At 40.2% G+C, this 17530-nt stretch carries 9 protein-coding genes; 4 read left to right on the forward strand and 5 right to left on the reverse strand.

All coding sequences use genetic code 11. From position 1 onward, the window contains the following. Nucleotides 1-3 precede the first annotated feature (3 nt). Together R2S57_RS29105 and R2S57_RS29110 are read right to left on the reverse strand one after the other, a co-directional pair. A complete protein-coding gene (locus tag R2S57_RS29105; RefSeq protein ID WP_316848423.1) occupies nt 4-1626 on the reverse strand; it encodes a sulfatase in 1623 nt (540 codons plus the stop codon). Nucleotides 1627-1706: 80 nt separating this feature from the next. Continuing rightward, nucleotides 1707-3893, reverse strand: coding sequence for an alpha-galactosidase (locus R2S57_RS29110; RefSeq protein WP_316848424.1), 2187 nt, complete (start codon nt 3891-3893; stop codon nt 1707-1709). A 737-nt stretch (nt 3894-4630) separates the two neighbouring features. Here R2S57_RS29110 and R2S57_RS29115 point away from each other — a divergent pair. The 4 genes from R2S57_RS29115 (at nt 4631) to R2S57_RS29130 (ending at nt 12066) form a co-directional block, all read left to right on the forward strand. Then, a complete protein-coding gene (locus R2S57_RS29115; RefSeq protein WP_316848425.1) occupies nt 4631-7834 on the forward strand; it encodes a TonB-dependent receptor in 3204 nt (1067 codons plus the stop codon). Nucleotides 7835-7844: 10 nt separating this feature from the next. Then, nucleotides 7845-9467: a RagB/SusD family nutrient uptake outer membrane protein gene (locus R2S57_RS29120; RefSeq protein WP_316848426.1), complete on the forward strand. Its 1623-nt coding sequence runs from the start codon at nt 7845-7847 to the stop codon at nt 9465-9467. A gap of 366 nt (nt 9468-9833) precedes the next feature. Beyond that, entirely contained in the window at nt 9834-10733 is a 900-nt protein-coding gene (locus R2S57_RS29125; RefSeq protein ID WP_316848427.1) for an ectonucleotide pyrophosphatase/phosphodiesterase, read from the forward strand. A gap of 25 nt (nt 10734-10758) precedes the next feature. Further along, complete coding sequence (locus tag R2S57_RS29130) at nt 10759-12066, forward strand: DUF6055 domain-containing protein (protein ID WP_316848428.1); 1308 nt, start codon at nt 10759-10761, stop codon at nt 12064-12066. 78 nt (nt 12067-12144) lie between these two features. Here R2S57_RS29130 and R2S57_RS29135 read toward each other — a convergent pair whose 3' ends face one another. From R2S57_RS29135 to R2S57_RS29145, 3 genes are all read right to left on the reverse strand, one after another. Then, the gene (locus tag R2S57_RS29135; protein WP_316848429.1) at nt 12145-13707 is read right to left on the reverse strand and encodes a heparin lyase I family protein; all 1563 of its coding nucleotides are present in this window, start codon (nt 13705-13707) and stop codon (nt 12145-12147) included. A gap of 245 nt (nt 13708-13952) precedes the next feature. Further along, nucleotides 13953-15932: a heparin-sulfate lyase HepC gene (hepC, locus tag R2S57_RS29140; RefSeq protein WP_316848430.1), complete on the reverse strand. Its 1980-nt coding sequence runs from the start codon at nt 15930-15932 to the stop codon at nt 13953-13955. Between the two features lie 43 nt (nt 15933-15975). Further along, a complete protein-coding gene (locus R2S57_RS29145) occupies nt 15976-17190 on the reverse strand; it encodes a glycoside hydrolase family 88 protein (protein WP_410479119.1) in 1215 nt (404 codons plus the stop codon). Between the last annotated feature and the right edge of the window lie 340 nt (nt 17191-17530).

Raw genomic sequence — 17530 nt, forward strand, 5'->3', positions numbered from 1 at the left:
TTATTATTTATTCCTTGCTTTTTTTGCCCTTTCTATTTTCGAGATATCTTGAAAGTCAGTATCATTTACCCATCCCCAGCTTAAAGTTGGATCTTTAGCCATGTAACGGTCGTAGAAATTTACCCCTCTTTTATCGGCATAAGGATATTGGTCGAATTGACTTCCTTTGCCAAAAACGCGCGGATCGCCCTGATCTTTTAGCAAGCTTAATAATTTACTTCTCATCTGTGCCGATTTTTTTTGCTGTGATGGATCTGATGCCAGGTTATTTAAACAGGCAGGATCTTTTTTAATGTCGTATAATTCTTCAGCACTCCGTTTGCCGAAGGACCATAACCAATAATTAAAATCGTTGTTGGTTGCATATACCGTGTTCAGGCAAGCCGTTTTTGTAGGACCACCGTCTACATTAAGATACCCAGTTTCGGGGTTTCCGGCAGGCCATCTGTCAGGTTCAAAATTTTTGATAAAGAGGTAATTCTCCTGAACAATGGCGCGGATAGGGTAACCTGCATCTTTGGGGCGGCCTACATCATGCCGTTCTTTACCCAGCAATACGAAATTGCGTTTTTCAGATACCTTTTCTTTATCCGAGCTAAAAATGGATGCAAAACTGTTGCCGGTAATGGGTTTCATCCTGTTATGATCAGCAGGCACTCTGGCCAGATCCAAAAAGGTAGGTGCAAAATCGATAAAACTGATAAAATCTTCAATTTTGCGGCCCTTGTGGGCGATACCATCGGCCCACATCATGGCAAGCGGCAGGTGGTTAGCATATTCGTAAGCCTGTCCCTTTACCCGTGGAAAAGGCATTCCGTTATCTGAAGTAACCACGATGAGGGTATTGTGCAACTGGCCTTTATCTTCAAGCATTTTAAGCATTCTGCCCAGGTGTTTGTCGAAATATTCAATTTCAAAAGCATAATCCAAAAGATCATTTCGCACCGAATCCGTTTTTGGCCAAAAAGGATAAATGTCGGCATTTGGAATATCCGTTAGTTTTTTTCCGCCTTTGCTAACCCCCGAATTAAACTCATATTCGCGGTGTGGCTCCAGGCCACCGTACCAAAAAAAGAAGGGTTTATTACCCGTAGTACCTAAAAAGGCATCAAAATTTGCCGCATAATCTACATTGCTGATCTGCGCGGTAGGAGGTGTTGTTTTGATCTGGTTAAATACTTTTACCAGTGTTTCGCGTGGCGAACCATCTTCATTTTTTGCCACAACAGGAGCCACACCTTTCCCCGTATAACCTACTTCATATCCGTTTTGTGCCAAAACCTCGGCAAAAGAAATAAACTTAGCGGGGAAATACGACCAATGGTTGCCGGCTTCTTCCAGTTGCCATGAATTTCGTCCGGTGATGATACAAGAGCGTGATGGAGAACATTTGGCATTTGGGGTATAGGCATTTTTAAACAAAAGACCATCTTTTGCAATGCGGTCGAAATTGGGCGTTTTTACCCACTTGCAGCCATAAGCGCCAATATGCTGATAGGTAACATCATCCATAATGGCAAAAAGAATGTTCGGACGTTCGGTGGCTGGATCCTTTTTCTTTTTGAACGATAAAGCAATTACGCTAATGATGATGAGGCTTGCAATGCTCAAAATGTATTTTTTCATAGAAATGTATTAAGGTATGTGTAAAAAAAAAGGGCGGCGAAAATGCCACCCTTACTATCATGAGGTTTAGTTTTATTGATTTACATGGCCTGTACTTTTAAAACCACACTGGTTCTGTAACTGTTGGCTTCCGGATTAAAACCTACTTTCATTAAAAAGTCGCCAGAATAAACTTTGCTGTTATCTATCGGTGATTTCGTGCCTGGATATAGGTTAATCTCTTCAATTTTATATTTTTTGGCAGGATCTAAACCCTTCAATCTGATTGGCAATATTACCCCATTGGTAAAAAGAGTGGCTACATAGTAGTTAAATACAATGGCCTGGTCTTTGGCATCGTTCACATAAGCAATTGAAGCGATTTTGTTTTCGTAAGGATCCTGCAAACGGTACTGTTGGCCATGCCAAACAATATCTTTAAAACTGTTATAGGTTTTAATCGCATTCTGGCTAAAAAGCAGGTCGTTTTTGCTCAGTTCGTTTACGCGTACATCATAACCCAGTTTGCCCATCATGGCCACGTCAGTCTTAAATTTAATGGGCTGTTTACCCATGTCGGTAATGTGGTTGTCTACAGCAACTGAGGGGAAATAGTACGAATATTCCCATTGTATAAAAATGCGGTCGTATGGGTTGGTGTTGTCGCTTGGCCAAAACTCCGTAAAGTACTTCAGTGCGGCATAATCTACCCTCGAGCCACCGCCTGCACAAAGCATCATGGGGGTTTTTGGATATTTTTTTCTAATCCTTTCCAGCACATTATTTAAACCCCTGATGTATTCGATGTAAAAATGGTCCTGGTTTTTTAAAGTAGGGGAGTTGGCGTTGTAGATCAGCGAATTGCAGTCCCACTTAATAAAAGCAAGCTCAGGTACTTCTTTGAAAATATCATCCACGGTTTTATATATAAAATCCTGAACTTTTGGGTTGGTTAAATCGAGCACCAGCTGGTTACGCATGTAATATTCTTTTCTTTCTGGTTGTCTGATAATCCAATCGGGATGTTTTTCATACAATTCACTCTTGGGGTTTACCATCTCCGGCTCTATCCAGATGCCAAATTTCACACCGTTTGCAGTGGCTTCCTTACCTAAGGTACTGATGCCGTTTTTAAGTTTTTCCCTGTTATACTGCCAATCGCCAAGGCCAGAAGTAGAACCGTTACGCGGATATTTATTCCCAAACCAGCCATCATCCAATAAAAATACATCAACACCTAACTTTTTGGTGTCTTTGGTCAGTTCATTTAATTTTTCGTCATTAAAATCGAAATAGGTGGTTTCCCAGTTGTTTAAAATGGTCGATCTTTCCCCTTTTCCATCCAATAGCTGATAATTTCTTGCCCAGTTTTGCAGGTTTCTGCTGGCCAAACCTTTACCTGTTGAAGAGTAAGTATATATAAAACGTGGGGTTACAAAATTTTCGCCTGCTTTTAAAGTATAGTTCGAGGAGAAATTGTTAATGCCTGCTGTAATCCTCAGATAATATTCATCAAAGGTTTCAAAATCAAGTTTGAAATTTCCCGTCCAGGCCAATGAACCTGCAATTACTTCACCCAGATCTTCGGTGGCAGGCTGATCAACCGAAACCATAAATGAAGAAGAATGTAATAGGTTTGTCCGGGTACCCAGTTTCGAATCGATGGTTTTTATCCCGTGCAATAACTGTTGTTCTTCTGAACGCATTTCGCGTGTGGCGCCACTATATTGGTTTTTAAGGAAGAATTTCCGGCCACTTAAAGTGAGGTTCGCTGAAGCATATTTATTCAGCACCACAGTTCCTTTTTCTTTATGTACAATTTCTGCCCATTGCTCTATTACATCTTCATTAAAATAGGCCAGGTATTTTAGGGTCACCTGGAAATTATATTTCAGGTCTTTTAGTAAAATGCTGGTGAGTTTCCGGTTTGGGTCAATTTGTTCTGTTTTTACTTCAGAAAAGCTGAGTACAGTAGATTTATTGCCATCGGCATGGGTAACGCTTAGTGCGGGTTCCATTAAATTCAGAGCGCCAGAAGCGATATAAGCTTCGCGTTTGTTCAAAAGATCATCAGAACCTGGTTTGTATTTATCGAGGGCCTGTACACTGGGGTATTCCCCTATGTTTTCCAGCTTTTTGCCGATGTATGTTGATAGTAAGGTATTATCCTTATCGGTTTCGAGTATCAATGCATTGTTTTTAGTTGCAATTTCTATGGTTTTCTGTGCAAAGCTGGTTAATCCGGTTGCCATCATTAGAAAAAAGAGGGGGAAGTGTTTTTTGTACATTATTTTAATCAAGTAGTGCCTGGTTTTATTGGTTTTAAACAGTTGAAATATAAAAATCACGTTTAACGTAAATATATGTGATTCATGTTATCATAAAACATAGTTTCTTTTTATGTCAACTGTAAAATTATTTTAATAAAAATAGAAAAAAGGATAAGCGCTAATACAAAAGAACAGCAAATTTTTGTACAGGTAAAGCTTTAATATACAGGTTGATATTGTTCGGGATTTTAGTCTGTGTACAGCTTGTTAATATAAAATCATCAATTTTTTAATATAAATATCGCTTTAAAAATAGTTCATAGCCCATAATACCGATCATCCGTGATTATTTCGAGGGGAAAATTGTTTACAGAAGAGTTGACTTCTGCTTAAGCCAGCTTAGTCAGTTCATTTCGCTTATTTTCTGAATAAACCTGCACAAATCCCGATTTCATACCGTCCATAACAGATTGAAATTCCTTTTTAATTTTTTGATAATTAGTGCTTTAGGGGTACGTGGTTTTGTGTGGAGTTTGGTTGGTGTATTATGAACCATTTTTAGTTGTCTGATTTAACTTTACCGCACTAACCAATTACGGAATAATCAAAAGGGAATTAGGTAATTATCATGTTTAAACGCAAAATCCATAAATCTTTGATGGATGCGTATTTGCATAAGTTCACCGGCTATTCATATGGATTGAACCGTAAAACTGCTCAAAATCAATAAATAACAAACAATACAAAACCATTCTATGAATTTGACCAAAAAAAAGACCGGGAATTTTCTAGTTCCCGAATTTTTGAGTTTTACAGTACTCTGTATACTGTTCTGCTTAACTGCTTCTTCGTCTGCGCATGCGCATCCTGAAAGGCTGGATTTTAAGCGCAATTTAATTAAAGCCGACACTGTGGTTAAGGGGAAGATTACCGATGCCAAAAAAGCTGGTTTACCTGGCGTGAGTGTTTTAGTTAAGGGTACCCAGAAAGGCACTACCACTGATGCAAATGGTAACTTTAGTTTAAGTGGCTTAAAAGGAAATGAAATTTTAAGTATTCGTTATATTGGTTTTGCATCGCAGGAAATCGCCATAAATGGCAAGCAAAGCCTATCAATTACGCTATTAGAGGAGAACAATAACTTAAACGATGTAGTGGTGGTTGGTTATGGTACGCAGAAAAAGGCTACCTTAACTGGTGCTGTGGTACAGGTTAAAGGCGATGTGATCAAACAAAGTCCTAATGGAAATCTTTCCAACAACCTTACGGGCAGAACGCCAGGTTTAATTGCAACCAACCGCTCCGGTGAGCCAGGCAACGATGGTTCTGCGCTATCGATCAGAGGGGCAACCAGTTTTTCAAATCCAAACGCCGGACCATTAATTGTGGTTGATGGTGTTCCTGACAGAAGTTTCAGCCGGATCAACCCAGAAGATATCGAATCGGTTTCGATATTAAAGGATGCATCAGCCGCTATTTATGGGGTTCGTGCAGCCAATGGGGTGATGTTGATTACCACTAAACGTGGTAAAACCGGCAAACCAACGGTTTCTTACAATGGAAGTGTTTCCCTTCAATCGCCAACCCGCGTAACCAAACTGGTTGATGCAGGCCAGTTTGCCAGGTATTATAACGAACTTTTGGCACGCAGAAACGGTGCGCCAAGATACACGGATGAGGATATTAAACTGTTCGAAAACGGAACTGATCCAATGGGGCACCCTAATACCAACTGGTATGATGCGGTAATCGCTAAAACGGCTCCGATGACACAGCACGACTTAAATGTTTCTGGAGGTACCGATAATGTAAAGTATTATATCTCGGGGCAATACCTGTATCAAAAGTATTTGTATAACGAATCGCCGTTTAACTATAACCAAAAAAACTTAAGGGCTAATATTGATGCCAATATTACAAAGGATTTAAAGGTTTCGCTCGATTTATCAGGCCGTAATGAAGATAAATATGCACCTCTTGACAATGCAAACTTAAACGGTGGGGTATTTATGGGGATTTTGGCCCAGTACCCAACGGTTGCCGTTAAATATCCCAATGGTTTATATGGTACCGGAACAACCACTGGCAGTAATCCATTATTGAGGGTTACCGATCAGCCTGGTTACGACCGTCAGTTATCGTATTATGCACAGGCAACGGGTACAATCGACTTGAAAATGCCATGGGTAACCCAAGGCCTTTATTTAAATGCCTATGCAGGTTTAGACAATACTTTCTGGCAATATAAACGCCTTTCCCGCCCGTATGATAATTATGATTACAATAAAACTACCGGCGAATACATCAACAAAAAAGAATCGACCAACGGAAATTTAATCGGATTAAATGAAACCTGGGGGCGCACCAGAAGAAATACCTATAACATTAAACTTGGTTATGATAGAGTATTTGCCAACGATCATAATGTGAGTTCCATTTTTGGCTATGAAGAAACGGATTATTTAACGGCGCAGACCACCACGGGATCAAGAAGCCTGTTAAGCGATCAACTGCCATTTTTAGGATTGGCCAACCCTGACCCAACCTTTTTATCGAATGGAGGTTCAGGAGATCAAAATGGCAGAAGAAGTGTTTTTGGGAGGGTAAATTACAGTTACAAAGAAAAATATTTGTTCGAGTTTAGCGGCCGTTACAATGGATCATTCAATTTTGGCCCGGGGAATAAATTTGGTTTCTTTCCGGGTATTTCGGCCGGATGGGTAATGAGCAAGGAAAATTTCTTCAGTAAAGCTTTACCTTTTGTAAGTTTTGCAAAATTAAGAGGCTCGTGGGGCATTTTGGGTGACGATGCCATTAGCCCATATCTATATTTAAGTACTTATAAAATTAATCAGAATGCCTACTATTTTGGTAATCCTGATGTACCAGCCCTGGGCTTAGCCACCAATGTTTCGCCAAATCCAAACTTTACCTGGGAGAAAGTTAAAAGTATGGACCTCGGTCTGGAACTCGGCTTTTTTAACAATGCACTAACCTTTAATGGTGATTATTTCTGGAGACACCGTTACGATATTTTAACCCAGAGAAATGCATCCATTCCAAGTTATACTGGTTTAGGCGGTAAACTCCCACCCGAAAATATCGGGATTGCCAATAGCAATGGTTTCGAACTAGAGTTGAACTACAATGGCAAAATCGGTACCGATTTCAGTTATACGGTTGGCGGTAATTTTACCCATACCAACAACGAAATTGTGTTTATGGATGAGTCGCCTCTAACGATTGATTATCAGCGCCAAACCGGTTATCCAATCCGTTCTTTTTTAATTTATAAAACCGATGGTATTTACAACAACCAGGATGAGATAAATAGCTATACCAATGCCAACGGTGGAAAAGTAACACCTTTAACTGGAACAAAACCTGGCGACATTAAATATATTGATGTAAACAATGACGGCAAAATTACCAGCAACGATAGGGAACGTTTTTTTGACAGCCAGATCCCAAGAAACAATTTTGGTATTAACCTGGGGCTAAGGTATAAAGGTTTTGGTGTAGAAGCCTTGTTTTACGGCGTAAGTGGTGTAAAACACATCATCCGTCCGCAAGGAAACAATTCAGAAACCACGCCAGCGCTTTGGCAATATGAAGGTCGCTGGACACCGCAAACGCCTGACAATAATCTGCCTGCCGCATTTGACAGGAACAGTACGGTGAACAACCTGGATTCTGATTTCTGGTTAAATGATGGCGCTTTCTTAAGGTTAAAAACCCTTCAGTTAAGTTACGATCTCCCAAAAGAATTTTTGTCGAAAATTAAGGTGCGCAGTGCAAGGGTATTTGTAAATGGATCCAACCTGTTTGTACTGAGCAAAATTAAAAACTATGATCCGGAGCTAAATTATGTGCCATCTGATAACAATGGCTATTATGTTAACGGTGCCTATTATCCGCAAACCAGAATTATTGGTGCTGGTGTAAATGTGTCATTCTAAATAAGATTTTATGAAATTTAAAAATATAATTATTGCTTTATCTTTTATGGGACTGGTTTCCTGTAAGAAAGATTTACTAGACTCTAAACCGCTTAATTTAATCAGCGACGAAACCTTGTGGAGCGATGTGAACCTGGTTGAAAAATTCGTGAACGAAAAATATGTGGTATTGCCACACTTTTATATGTATAGCGGTGTGCCAAGCCATTTGGGCTACGCAGCAGCATCAGATGAAACGTATGCCAAGTTTCTCTACGAAAACGTAAACCGCATTACCACAGGCGCACTTTCAGCAGATCTTTTAGCATTAGATAGCTGGACGGTTGATTACAATTACATCAGGGAGCTGAATGTGTTTTTTAGTAAAATTGAATCGGTACCAGGCGATCAGGGCAAGAAAAACAGGTTAAAAGGCGAGGCTACTTTTTTAAGGGCTTATTGTTACTTCGATCTGGCTTCAAAGTATGGTGGTGTACCTTTAATTACCAAAGTATACAATGCTACTGATCAAAATTTTGTTGAAAAGAGAGCCAGTTACGAAGAGGTGATCAAGTTTGTTGTAGACGAGCTGGACAAGGCTGTACCCTTGTTGCCCTTAAGTTATTCGGCCAACCTTGATTTAGGCCGTGCAACAAAGGGAGCCGCCCTTGCACTAAAATCGAGAACGTTGTTATACGCAGCAAGTCCGCTTTGGAATACCAATAACGATCAGACCAAATGGAAAGCTGCTGCAGATGCTGCAAAAGCAGTAATTGATATGAATCAATATGTTTTATATCAGGGTGATTACCATAATCTTTTCATCCAGCCCGATCTGCCTGAGGTTATTATTGGTTACCACATTGATCCGATTAAAACCAATGCTTATTCTGATACCTTTTTTAGTCCATGCGGCTCAAACGGTTACTCGGCTTATATCCCTACGCAACATATTGTAGATCAGTTTGAAATGAAAAATGGAAAAATGATTACCGAAACGGGCTCTGGTTACAGCGATCAGAATCCGTACATCGATCGCGATCCAAGGTTTTATGCCAATATATTGTATAACGGTGCACAATTTAAAGGCAGAACACTTGCCTATTATGATAAAGGTGCAGACAGCAGAACGGCGCCAGTTAATGCCGGAAACGCAAGCAATACCTGTTATAACTGGAAAAAATATAATGACGAAACACATAACGAAGCCATTGAAGGAGAAAGTAAAACGCCTTTTATCATTTTTCGCTTATCAGAGATTTATTTGAATTATGCTGAAGCGTTAAATGGTGCTGGTAACGACGGTGAGGCTATAATTTGGCTCAATAAAATACGCCAGAGAACAGGGGTAAATATGCCTGCGGTTTCGGCCACCGGCACTGATTTACGCGATAAAATCCGCCATGAAAGAGAAGTAGAACTTTGTTTAGAAGGGCACCGTTTCTTTGATGTACGCCGGTGGAAAATTGCCGAAATCACCGATAACAAAAATGCCATGGGGGTTAATGTGATCAAAAATGCAAACGGATCATTTACCTACGACTACAGCTTGCTGGTTGAAACACGCAAATTTGACGCGACTAAACATTATTTGTTTCCCATTCCAAAATACGAGCTGGATAAGGTAAAGCTTGTTCAAAATCCAAATTATTAATACCAAATGGTGATGGAACTTGTTTCATAAATACTGTTTAGCTATAAAATCTGTCAGCTGGGACTTTCTGATCAATCTGGATCGAAAAACTCTATAGTCGCTTAAGACAAATTTATGCTATTTGAGACAAGTTCCTTTTAAATTTGATGAGGAGGTTTGCAGGTTAATTTAGTTTTGGCAATCTGGATATTGCGCATTAAATGATCACTCATCTGAAAGATGTTCATCACGATTATTTTACAAATGTTTAATTTAATTAAACATTTGTTTAGTAATTATAATTTAATTTTGATGCTGAATACGCTCAGTTATCCATTAATTATTTAATTGTTCCAATATTGTATCAATAGATTTATTTAATTCTTTATGAGAAAAGTTTTTTTAAAAATGATGGTTTTATCCCTGCTGTCATTATCGGCCACCGCCCAGCGTAAAGCACATGTGTTAATTTTAGGTCTTGATGGTTTTAGTGCAGAGGGTTATAAAACCGCGAAACACCCTAATCTCGATAAACTTTTTGCCGATGGGGTACTTTCGTTAAGCACCCGCCCGGTAATGCCATCGGTTACGCTGCCCAACTGGACTAGCCACATGACGGGTTCGGGACCGGAGGAGCATGGCATCACCGCCAACGACTGGACACTGGAAAAACATACCTTACAGCCTTTAGAAACAGATCAGGACGGCTACTATCCATCTATCTTCAAAGTGTTAAAAGAAGCTATCCCTGCAGTTAAAACAGCCTATTATTATAACTGGAAGGAGCTGATTAATCCCATCAACAAAAAATACCTGGATGAGGTGTCATTTGAAGAAAAAGATCAGTATAAAGACAATTACCAGAAAGCATTTGATTTTATGGTAAAAAACAAACAAAACCCTACACTTACCTTCTTATATAGCGTACATACCGATCATGCTGGTCATGGTTTTGGCTGGATGACACCAGAATATATTACCGCCATTGAGCAGGCAGATGTAGCAATAGGGGCATTGATAGAAAAATTAAAGGCAGATGGGATTTATAAAGACATGCACATTTTATTGATTACGGATCATGGAGGGATAAACAAAGGCCATGGAGGTATATCTATGAACGAAATGCAGGTGCCCTGGGCCATTACCGGACCTCAGATTAAAAAGGGTGGTTTAATAACTTCTTTTAACAGCAACAAGAACACCAGTTTTGTATTGGCGAAAATTTTTGGAATCAGTAAACTTCCTGATTCATGGACTGGAACGGTACCAAAAAATGTATTTAAGTAATCATTTATCAAAAATGATAAACAAATTGAAGCCAATAACCAGGCGAATTATTGTATTGCTATTGCTAACGTTCCCGTTGCTTGTAATAGCCCAACAAAAGCAAAGGGCTAAACAAGTATTCATCCCTAAAAACGTAAACAAGGTTCCTGAAAACAATAATTTTGAAGATAATAACAGTGTTTTTAGCAATAAACGCAGGGTAGAATCGGCTGATGTGGTGATTTTTTGGTCAAAGGAACTTGGTGACGATCCGATGCAGAATGTAGATACGGCTAAACGTTTTGATGTGAAAAGATCACTTGCAGAAACTGAACGTTTTTACAATTATTATATCGATAAATTAAAGGTGCTAAAAAAGGGCCACTCGGTTTCCGACCGGTATAAAACACTCGTTTTTATCTATGGTGGAAATGAAGGTACGGCGTATGGCTGGGGGAAAGATAGTGTAGCCATTTTATGGACGCCTGCAGTTCGCGTACATCAGTATCCTTATGGTGTTCTGGCGCACGAACTGGGTCACTCGTTTCAGTTTATGGCCGGTTGCGATAGAGGTACTTCTTTTAGTGGAGCAATAAACGAAATGGGAAGCCAGTATTTACTTTGGCAGGTGTATCCCCATTGGGTAGATTTTGAAAATTTCCATTTAATGGCATTCTTAAAACAGACCAATCTGGCTTTTCTTCATCCAGATAATCAATACCATTCGCCTTTTTTACTGGAGTATTGGGCTGAAAAACATGGATTAGATTTTTATGGGAAACTGCTCAACAATTTAAACGAAGGTGAAGATCCTGTGATGGCCTACAAACGCATTACCGATATCAGCCAGAAAAAGTTTAATGATGAAGTTTTTGATGCTTCACGAAAGTTTATCACCTGGGATTTAAAACGTGTACGTGATGTAGCCGGTAAATATGCCAATAAACATAAAACAACATTTAATCCTTTAGAAAATGGTTGGTATAACATTAGTTCAAAAGACTGTCCGCAAAATTATGGTTATAACGGCATAAGGCTTAAAGTACCAGCTAATTCTACTGTTAAGCTTGATTTTAAAGGACTAACGGAAACAGCAGGTTACCAGATGATAAACCCCGAAAATGCAGGCTGGAGATATGGGTTTTTAGCTGTTAAAGAAAATGGCGACCGTGTTTATGGCAAAATGTATTCTTCAAAAGATGGAACATATACTTTTAAAGTTCCAGCCAAAACAGCCTATTTGTGGCTAGTGGTGAGCGCTGCGCCAATAGCACATGTTAAACTGGCCAGAAAGCCCGATTTAATTGGCCAGTGGCCTTATCAAATTAAGTTAACCGGAACCGATTTGTATTAACCTCTCAATCATCGGGTAATGGAGAATTCCATTACCCGGTTTTTTATAATTTACTGAATTGAAATATATAACCTCTAATTAAGGAGTAGGTAAAACCTGTCCGCTCACCTGAAAATCGTTAACACCAACACTTGTTGTTCCACTAGTAGCAGTAGCCCCGTAAGCATAAAGTCTAAAAGTAACTGCAGTAGTGATATTGCTCAATGCCGATGCATTGAATGCTATCGATGTTGGCGTAGTAGTACCGCTTATGGTTACCGGAGCCGAAATATTGGTTGCGAAATTATCGATGCTGGAGCGGAGCACAAAGGTATTGGGATGCGTGGCGGCTCCCCTTAGTACGGTGAATTTAATGTCGCTAAAGTTAAAATAGTAACCGCTTTTGGGTTCTAAATTAAGCTCATAATATTCTGTCGGATCAAAGGCTGATGGCGTTGTTGCTGATGTTGCATTTACCCAGCCGCCTACCAAATATCGCCCGCCCGGACCAGGTGCACCGCCTGATAGGCCTGCTGCCGATAATGTTGAACGCGAAAAATCAGATCTTGGTGTGCCCACAACATTATCAGTAGGGTTTGGGGCAGGACTCGCACTGTTCACATATACAATATTTTGTGGCGACTGGTATTTGATGTTGGGATGAATATAAACATGGTTGGTATTGTTATAGGCTGTAGGATTGGTGATGTTTGATGTTATGGTATATGGTCCATCCAGGTATGCAGGGTTAGCATCAGGGATACTGTTGCCCCAGATAAGGCCTGTTGTGGTAGGCGCCTGATTGAGGTTAATAATGCGGATATCATCATGATAAACGGTGCGGGTGCTGTTGGGTGGCACTACGTATAATCCCCATTTAATGTAGCCTAAGTTTCCGTTATTAACATTGCCGGTAAAGGTAGCATAGTTTGTTTTTGAAGAATCTACCAAAACAAAATCGCTTTGCCCCGGCAGTTTCATATAAGTTTTCATATACCCGGTAGCGGTGGTCGCCCAGAGCACGTCTATTCTAAACTGGATCCATTGGTTAACATAAGGCTGGATATTGGGTAGGATGTCTGTTACCGATACATCCTGGTACCTAATCCTGATCACATTTCTTTGCGCGCGGATCATCAGTGGAACATTTTCCCCACCCGAAACTTTTAACTGGAAAAGATTGCTTTCATTGGTTGGGTCGCCCTGGTTCCAAACCGGCCAATCCTTTAACATCACGCTAAATTCATAACGGCGTTCATCGCCGGGGAAATAACGGGCAGGGATAATCTGCTGGGCATCGCTTTCACTTCTCCAGTTTCCGTCAGAATTATAACCCAAATCGCCATATACCACTTTATGCGCTATGGCATGGTTTAGTGTTGTGGCTCCAGGTGATACAATATAAGCCGCATCAGATGCAGTAGCATTTGTAGCATTTATACCCGCAATGCCAGAGTTGAGTGCGTCATTTTCGTAGGTTACGTTTAAAATCGTATCCCCGTAATTAAAGTTGGCTTGTGGTCCGAGGGCCATCTTCGCAATGGGAAATTTTGCAGTCTCGGTCTGGCTGGTCAGGCCATTTTGAACTTTACTGCAGGAGCTTGCTAAAAATAATACAGCAAGGGCCATATACTTTTGCAGGTAAACTGACTTTTTTTTCATGTGGTTTTTTGGTTAGTTGATGGTTGATTATTTTCTTATTTCATGCTGTTTTTTATAGTTATATTATCATTCAATCATTCTCTCATTCAATCCTTCTCTCACGCACTCATTTTCTATTTCCCCGCAGATTGCGCTGATCAAAAAACGCAGATCAAACAGATTTTGACCTATAGTAGCAAGAAAAAATCTCCTAAATCTACGGTATCCATCTGTGTTCATCAGCGGGGAAATAGATTGGATTATTATTACTTCATAAGTGTCGTTTTCACCACGCTCATTTTACCATCAATGCTGACCGAAAGGTCTATGTTGCCCTTTTCGTAATCGTTGCCAGTATTTTCATTGATTTTGATCTCAGGTGCCTTATGGCCGTTATAAGGATAAAGCACACTGATAAATTGCTGTGTCTGATCATTGTTTTTTTGCTTTTCAAATGCGAAAGCAGGCCGTTTCAGTTCTTTTTGGTAAGCATAGGATACTTTTCCTTCTTCCTCGTGCAGGCTGACTTTATCCGAATTTAACGACTGAATCAATAGGTTGTTTCCATCTGCATAAGTGGTGTAAACTTTTTTGCCAGCCTGATCAAATACCGGATTACTATCCTCTTTCAATTGAAAATGGATATCAAGATTGCCTTTGGCTTTCCCGATGGCTTTATCAATGATAAGGAAGTATTTTTGATCGATAAACAATACACTGCGCTGGTGGTTTAAATCCGCATAACTTGGGTTGGTGTAGGTTAGAATGTCCAGATTTTTACCTGTTTCCCATTTGTTCTGTTGTGCTTTGGTAATCAGCATATTTTGATTATCCAGGGTTAGTGTACTGTGCACGCGTGTTTGCCTGTACCAGTTTCTCATTTTGGTAATCTCGGCATCGCCGCTATAAACAAAACATCCGGCATCAGGAGTAAAATTTCGTCCGTTCGCCCAAAGTTCAAAGGTGCCATTGTCTGGTTGGGCATGAAACTCGCCCGGGGGACTTGCCTTCAGGATCATAATGGTTGATGCATTGTTCCATCCGTTCCTAAAAGTATAAAAGCCTGCAGTGTTTAATCCTTTTGAAAGGAAATCGGGTACTTTTCCTTCTTTTCCATCGGTGGCAAAATAGCGTAAGGCATCATTTTTTGGAAATGCGTCTAACCAGGATTGAAACTGTTGCATCCTGAAATTTTTATCGGCCAACCACGAATCGCCGAACATGGGTTGATTATAGTTCGGGAAGGTGATGCTGATAAAAGCCATGACCATGTTCTCTACAGTTTGTTTATAACTGGCCGGAAATTCGTTTGCAACGCCTGCTTTTTGTGCCGTACGGTAGGCCTTTAAAAAGATATCGATCGCACCCGCATGGTATACCGGTGATAACTCATATTGTACGCCATCCGGATATACCTGTTTTAGGATTTCGGTATTCAGCACTTCAATGCCACTTTTACGCCATGTTGCCGCATCTGTAAATTCGGGAAATGATGCACCCGCGAACAGCGTTCTCTGGGCTTCAAACAAGCGGTGGTTGCCTTCTGCGGCGTAATGTGTAGGTAGATACTTCGCCTGTTCGTGGTAATTCTTCAAAAAATATAGGAGGAAGCCGGGTGTGAACTTTGGCGAATTTACGAATATGGCAAAGGTTGGTACCAGGCTCTGTAACCTGTCTGATACCTCCAAAGGCCTCCAGGCATATTTGTCGTTATCTTCCGAAAGCCCAAATGGATTTTTCTTTGCCCAATCTGCAAATTGAAGCATCCATTCTTTTGCATATTCCTCTTTTTTGGTGCTATTATAGGCTAAGGCCATCGATTGCCACCATTTTACACGGTGTAGCTGCCAGCGCACTTCGTTGTCTTTTATGGGCCAATACTGCCAGTTGATATCTTTTCCATAATTAAAAAAGCCATAGCCTTTTTGTGGCTGAAAACGGTGCAGGAGCGCACTATCGGCTGCCATTTTATTGGCCCGATCCACCGGGCTTTTAATATCGACCGCTTTCTCCCCATTGCTAAAATCAGGATCTTTTTTGCCTGATTTTTCACGATAGTAATTCAGCAGGGCTTGTGCGGCTTCATTGTATTTAGAGGCGGTATAGGCTTTTTTTGCCTTCTCCAACCCGGGGTAGTTCAGGTTGATTGCGGCAAAACTTTCTTTGGTGATGGGCTGTTCCTGAGCCATTACATTACACAGCGTAAATGCGGTTAAGAGCAGGCTAAATATTAATTTTGGTTTCATCTTCATTTAAATAATGTGGTTTATCCGCTTTAATTTAAACAGGTTATTTGGCGGATTTTAAATCTATTTTTTTAATGGCTATATAACGTTTTAAAGCCTCCAGGTAATAATAGTCGGCATAATCTAAGGGCGTATCAATTTCCGAATTGTATAAAAAAGCACCAACGCTGTGCTTCAGTATAAAGTATTGGTTTTCTCCTGGATTGGCCAGATAAGCATCAGAAGAAAGCGATTTTAGTATATCTTCCGCATAATCAACATATTTTTTACCATCTTTTACCTGGGTACTTAAATCCAATAAAGCGGAAGCAATAACCGCAGCAGCTGAGGCATCTCTGGGTGCCTTTTCTTCGGTATCCATCGCATTATGCACATCGAAATCCCAAACCGGAACTTTATCTTTCGGCATGCGTGGATGGTTCATGATAAATTTGGCGATGTTTTCTGCCTGTGTTAAAAATGCAGGGTTTTTAGTGTTGGCATAACACATGGTATAGCCATATAATCCCCAGCCCTGGCCACGCGCCCAGGCCGATTCGTCGGTAACCCCCTGGTGCGTTCTTTTGGCCAGTACTTTACCTGTTGCAGGATCATAATCAACCACATGGTAGGAGCTGAAATCTTTACGGAAATGATTTTTCATGGTCGTAGTGGCATGGGTGCTGGCTGCGTTAATATAATCTGGTTTTTTAAATTCTTTACCTGCCCAATACAAATATTCGAGGTTCATCATATTGTCGATAATTACCGGATAATGCCACCATGCAAAATCCCATGATTTAATTACGCCTACTTTGGGGTTAAAACGGTTATACAAGTGTTGCGCACCATCGGCCAATGCAGGTAAATAGGTTTTATCGCCGGTTATCCTAAAAGCATTTCCATAAGAACAATAAAGCATAAAACCTAAATCATGCGAATTGGTAATGTTACGCACCGTATCGAGTGCAAGTGTAAATTTTTTAGCTTCTGTGGCCAGGTTTTGATCACCTGTTAGTTCATATCCATACCATAAACTGCCCGGGAAAAATCCGGTTGTCCAATCGGTTACACCCGCTGTCCTTACGGTACCGTTAGGGTTTATAGAACGTGGGTTTTTTCCTGGTTTATAGGTAACGGCAGCTTTATTTAACTGAAAAGCGATTACATCGGTTGCTTTTTTCAGCCAGTTTTGGGGTGGGGTTTGTTGTAGTGCCCTGGCATAACCATTTAATATAAATGTAACTGTTAGCAATACTAAGCAAAAAGCTTTTTTCATCATGTTGTGGTTTGAATCTTTGATAATTGTTTTGGAAAGTGAAGTTATGGGGGTAGCAGCAGAAACACTTTTGATTATTATCAGAAATATTTTGAATTTGGTTAAAAGCGAATTTTAATAGATAATATGGAGTAGTGTGTTATTCGTTTTAGCTTTTTGCCACAGATGGACACAGACGTTAATATCGTATCTGTGTTTATCCTTTTTATCTGTGGTTAAGCATTCTGTGGTGTCTGTTGTTACCAACTGACACTAAATTATCTATCAGTCAGATGATAACATCTGACTGCACGAGTATTGCGCTACGACTTTTATGTTGTTAGCTTTTTGCCACAGATGG

Origin of the sequence: Pedobacter psychrodurus (assembly GCF_032678585.1) — a bacterium.
GTDB lineage: Bacteria > Bacteroidota > Bacteroidia > Sphingobacteriales > Sphingobacteriaceae > Pedobacter > Pedobacter psychrodurus_A.

Excerpts from the sequence above, each read along its gene's own strand:
- hepC (WP_316848430.1), bottom strand. The coding sequence starts at position 15,932 with ATGAAACCAAAATTAATATTTAGCCTGCTCTTAACCGCATTTACGCTG.
- R2S57_RS29110 (WP_316848424.1), bottom strand. The coding sequence starts at position 3,893 with ATGTACAAAAAACACTTCCCCCTCTTTTTTCTAATGATGGCAACCGGA.
- R2S57_RS29145 (WP_410479119.1), bottom strand. The coding sequence starts at position 17,190 with ATGAAAAAAGCTTTTTGCTTAGTATTGCTAACAGTTACATTTATATTA.
- R2S57_RS29105 (WP_316848423.1), bottom strand. The coding sequence starts at position 1,626 with ATGAAAAAATACATTTTGAGCATTGCAAGCCTCATCATCATTAGCGTA.
- R2S57_RS29125 (WP_316848427.1), top strand. The coding sequence starts at position 9,834 with ATGAGAAAAGTTTTTTTAAAAATGATGGTTTTATCCCTGCTGTCATTA.
- R2S57_RS29115 (WP_316848425.1), top strand. The coding sequence starts at position 4,631 with ATGAATTTGACCAAAAAAAAGACCGGGAATTTTCTAGTTCCCGAATTT.
- R2S57_RS29135 (WP_316848429.1), bottom strand. The coding sequence starts at position 13,707 with ATGAAAAAAAAGTCAGTTTACCTGCAAAAGTATATGGCCCTTGCTGTA.
- R2S57_RS29120 (WP_316848426.1), top strand. The coding sequence starts at position 7,845 with ATGAAATTTAAAAATATAATTATTGCTTTATCTTTTATGGGACTGGTT.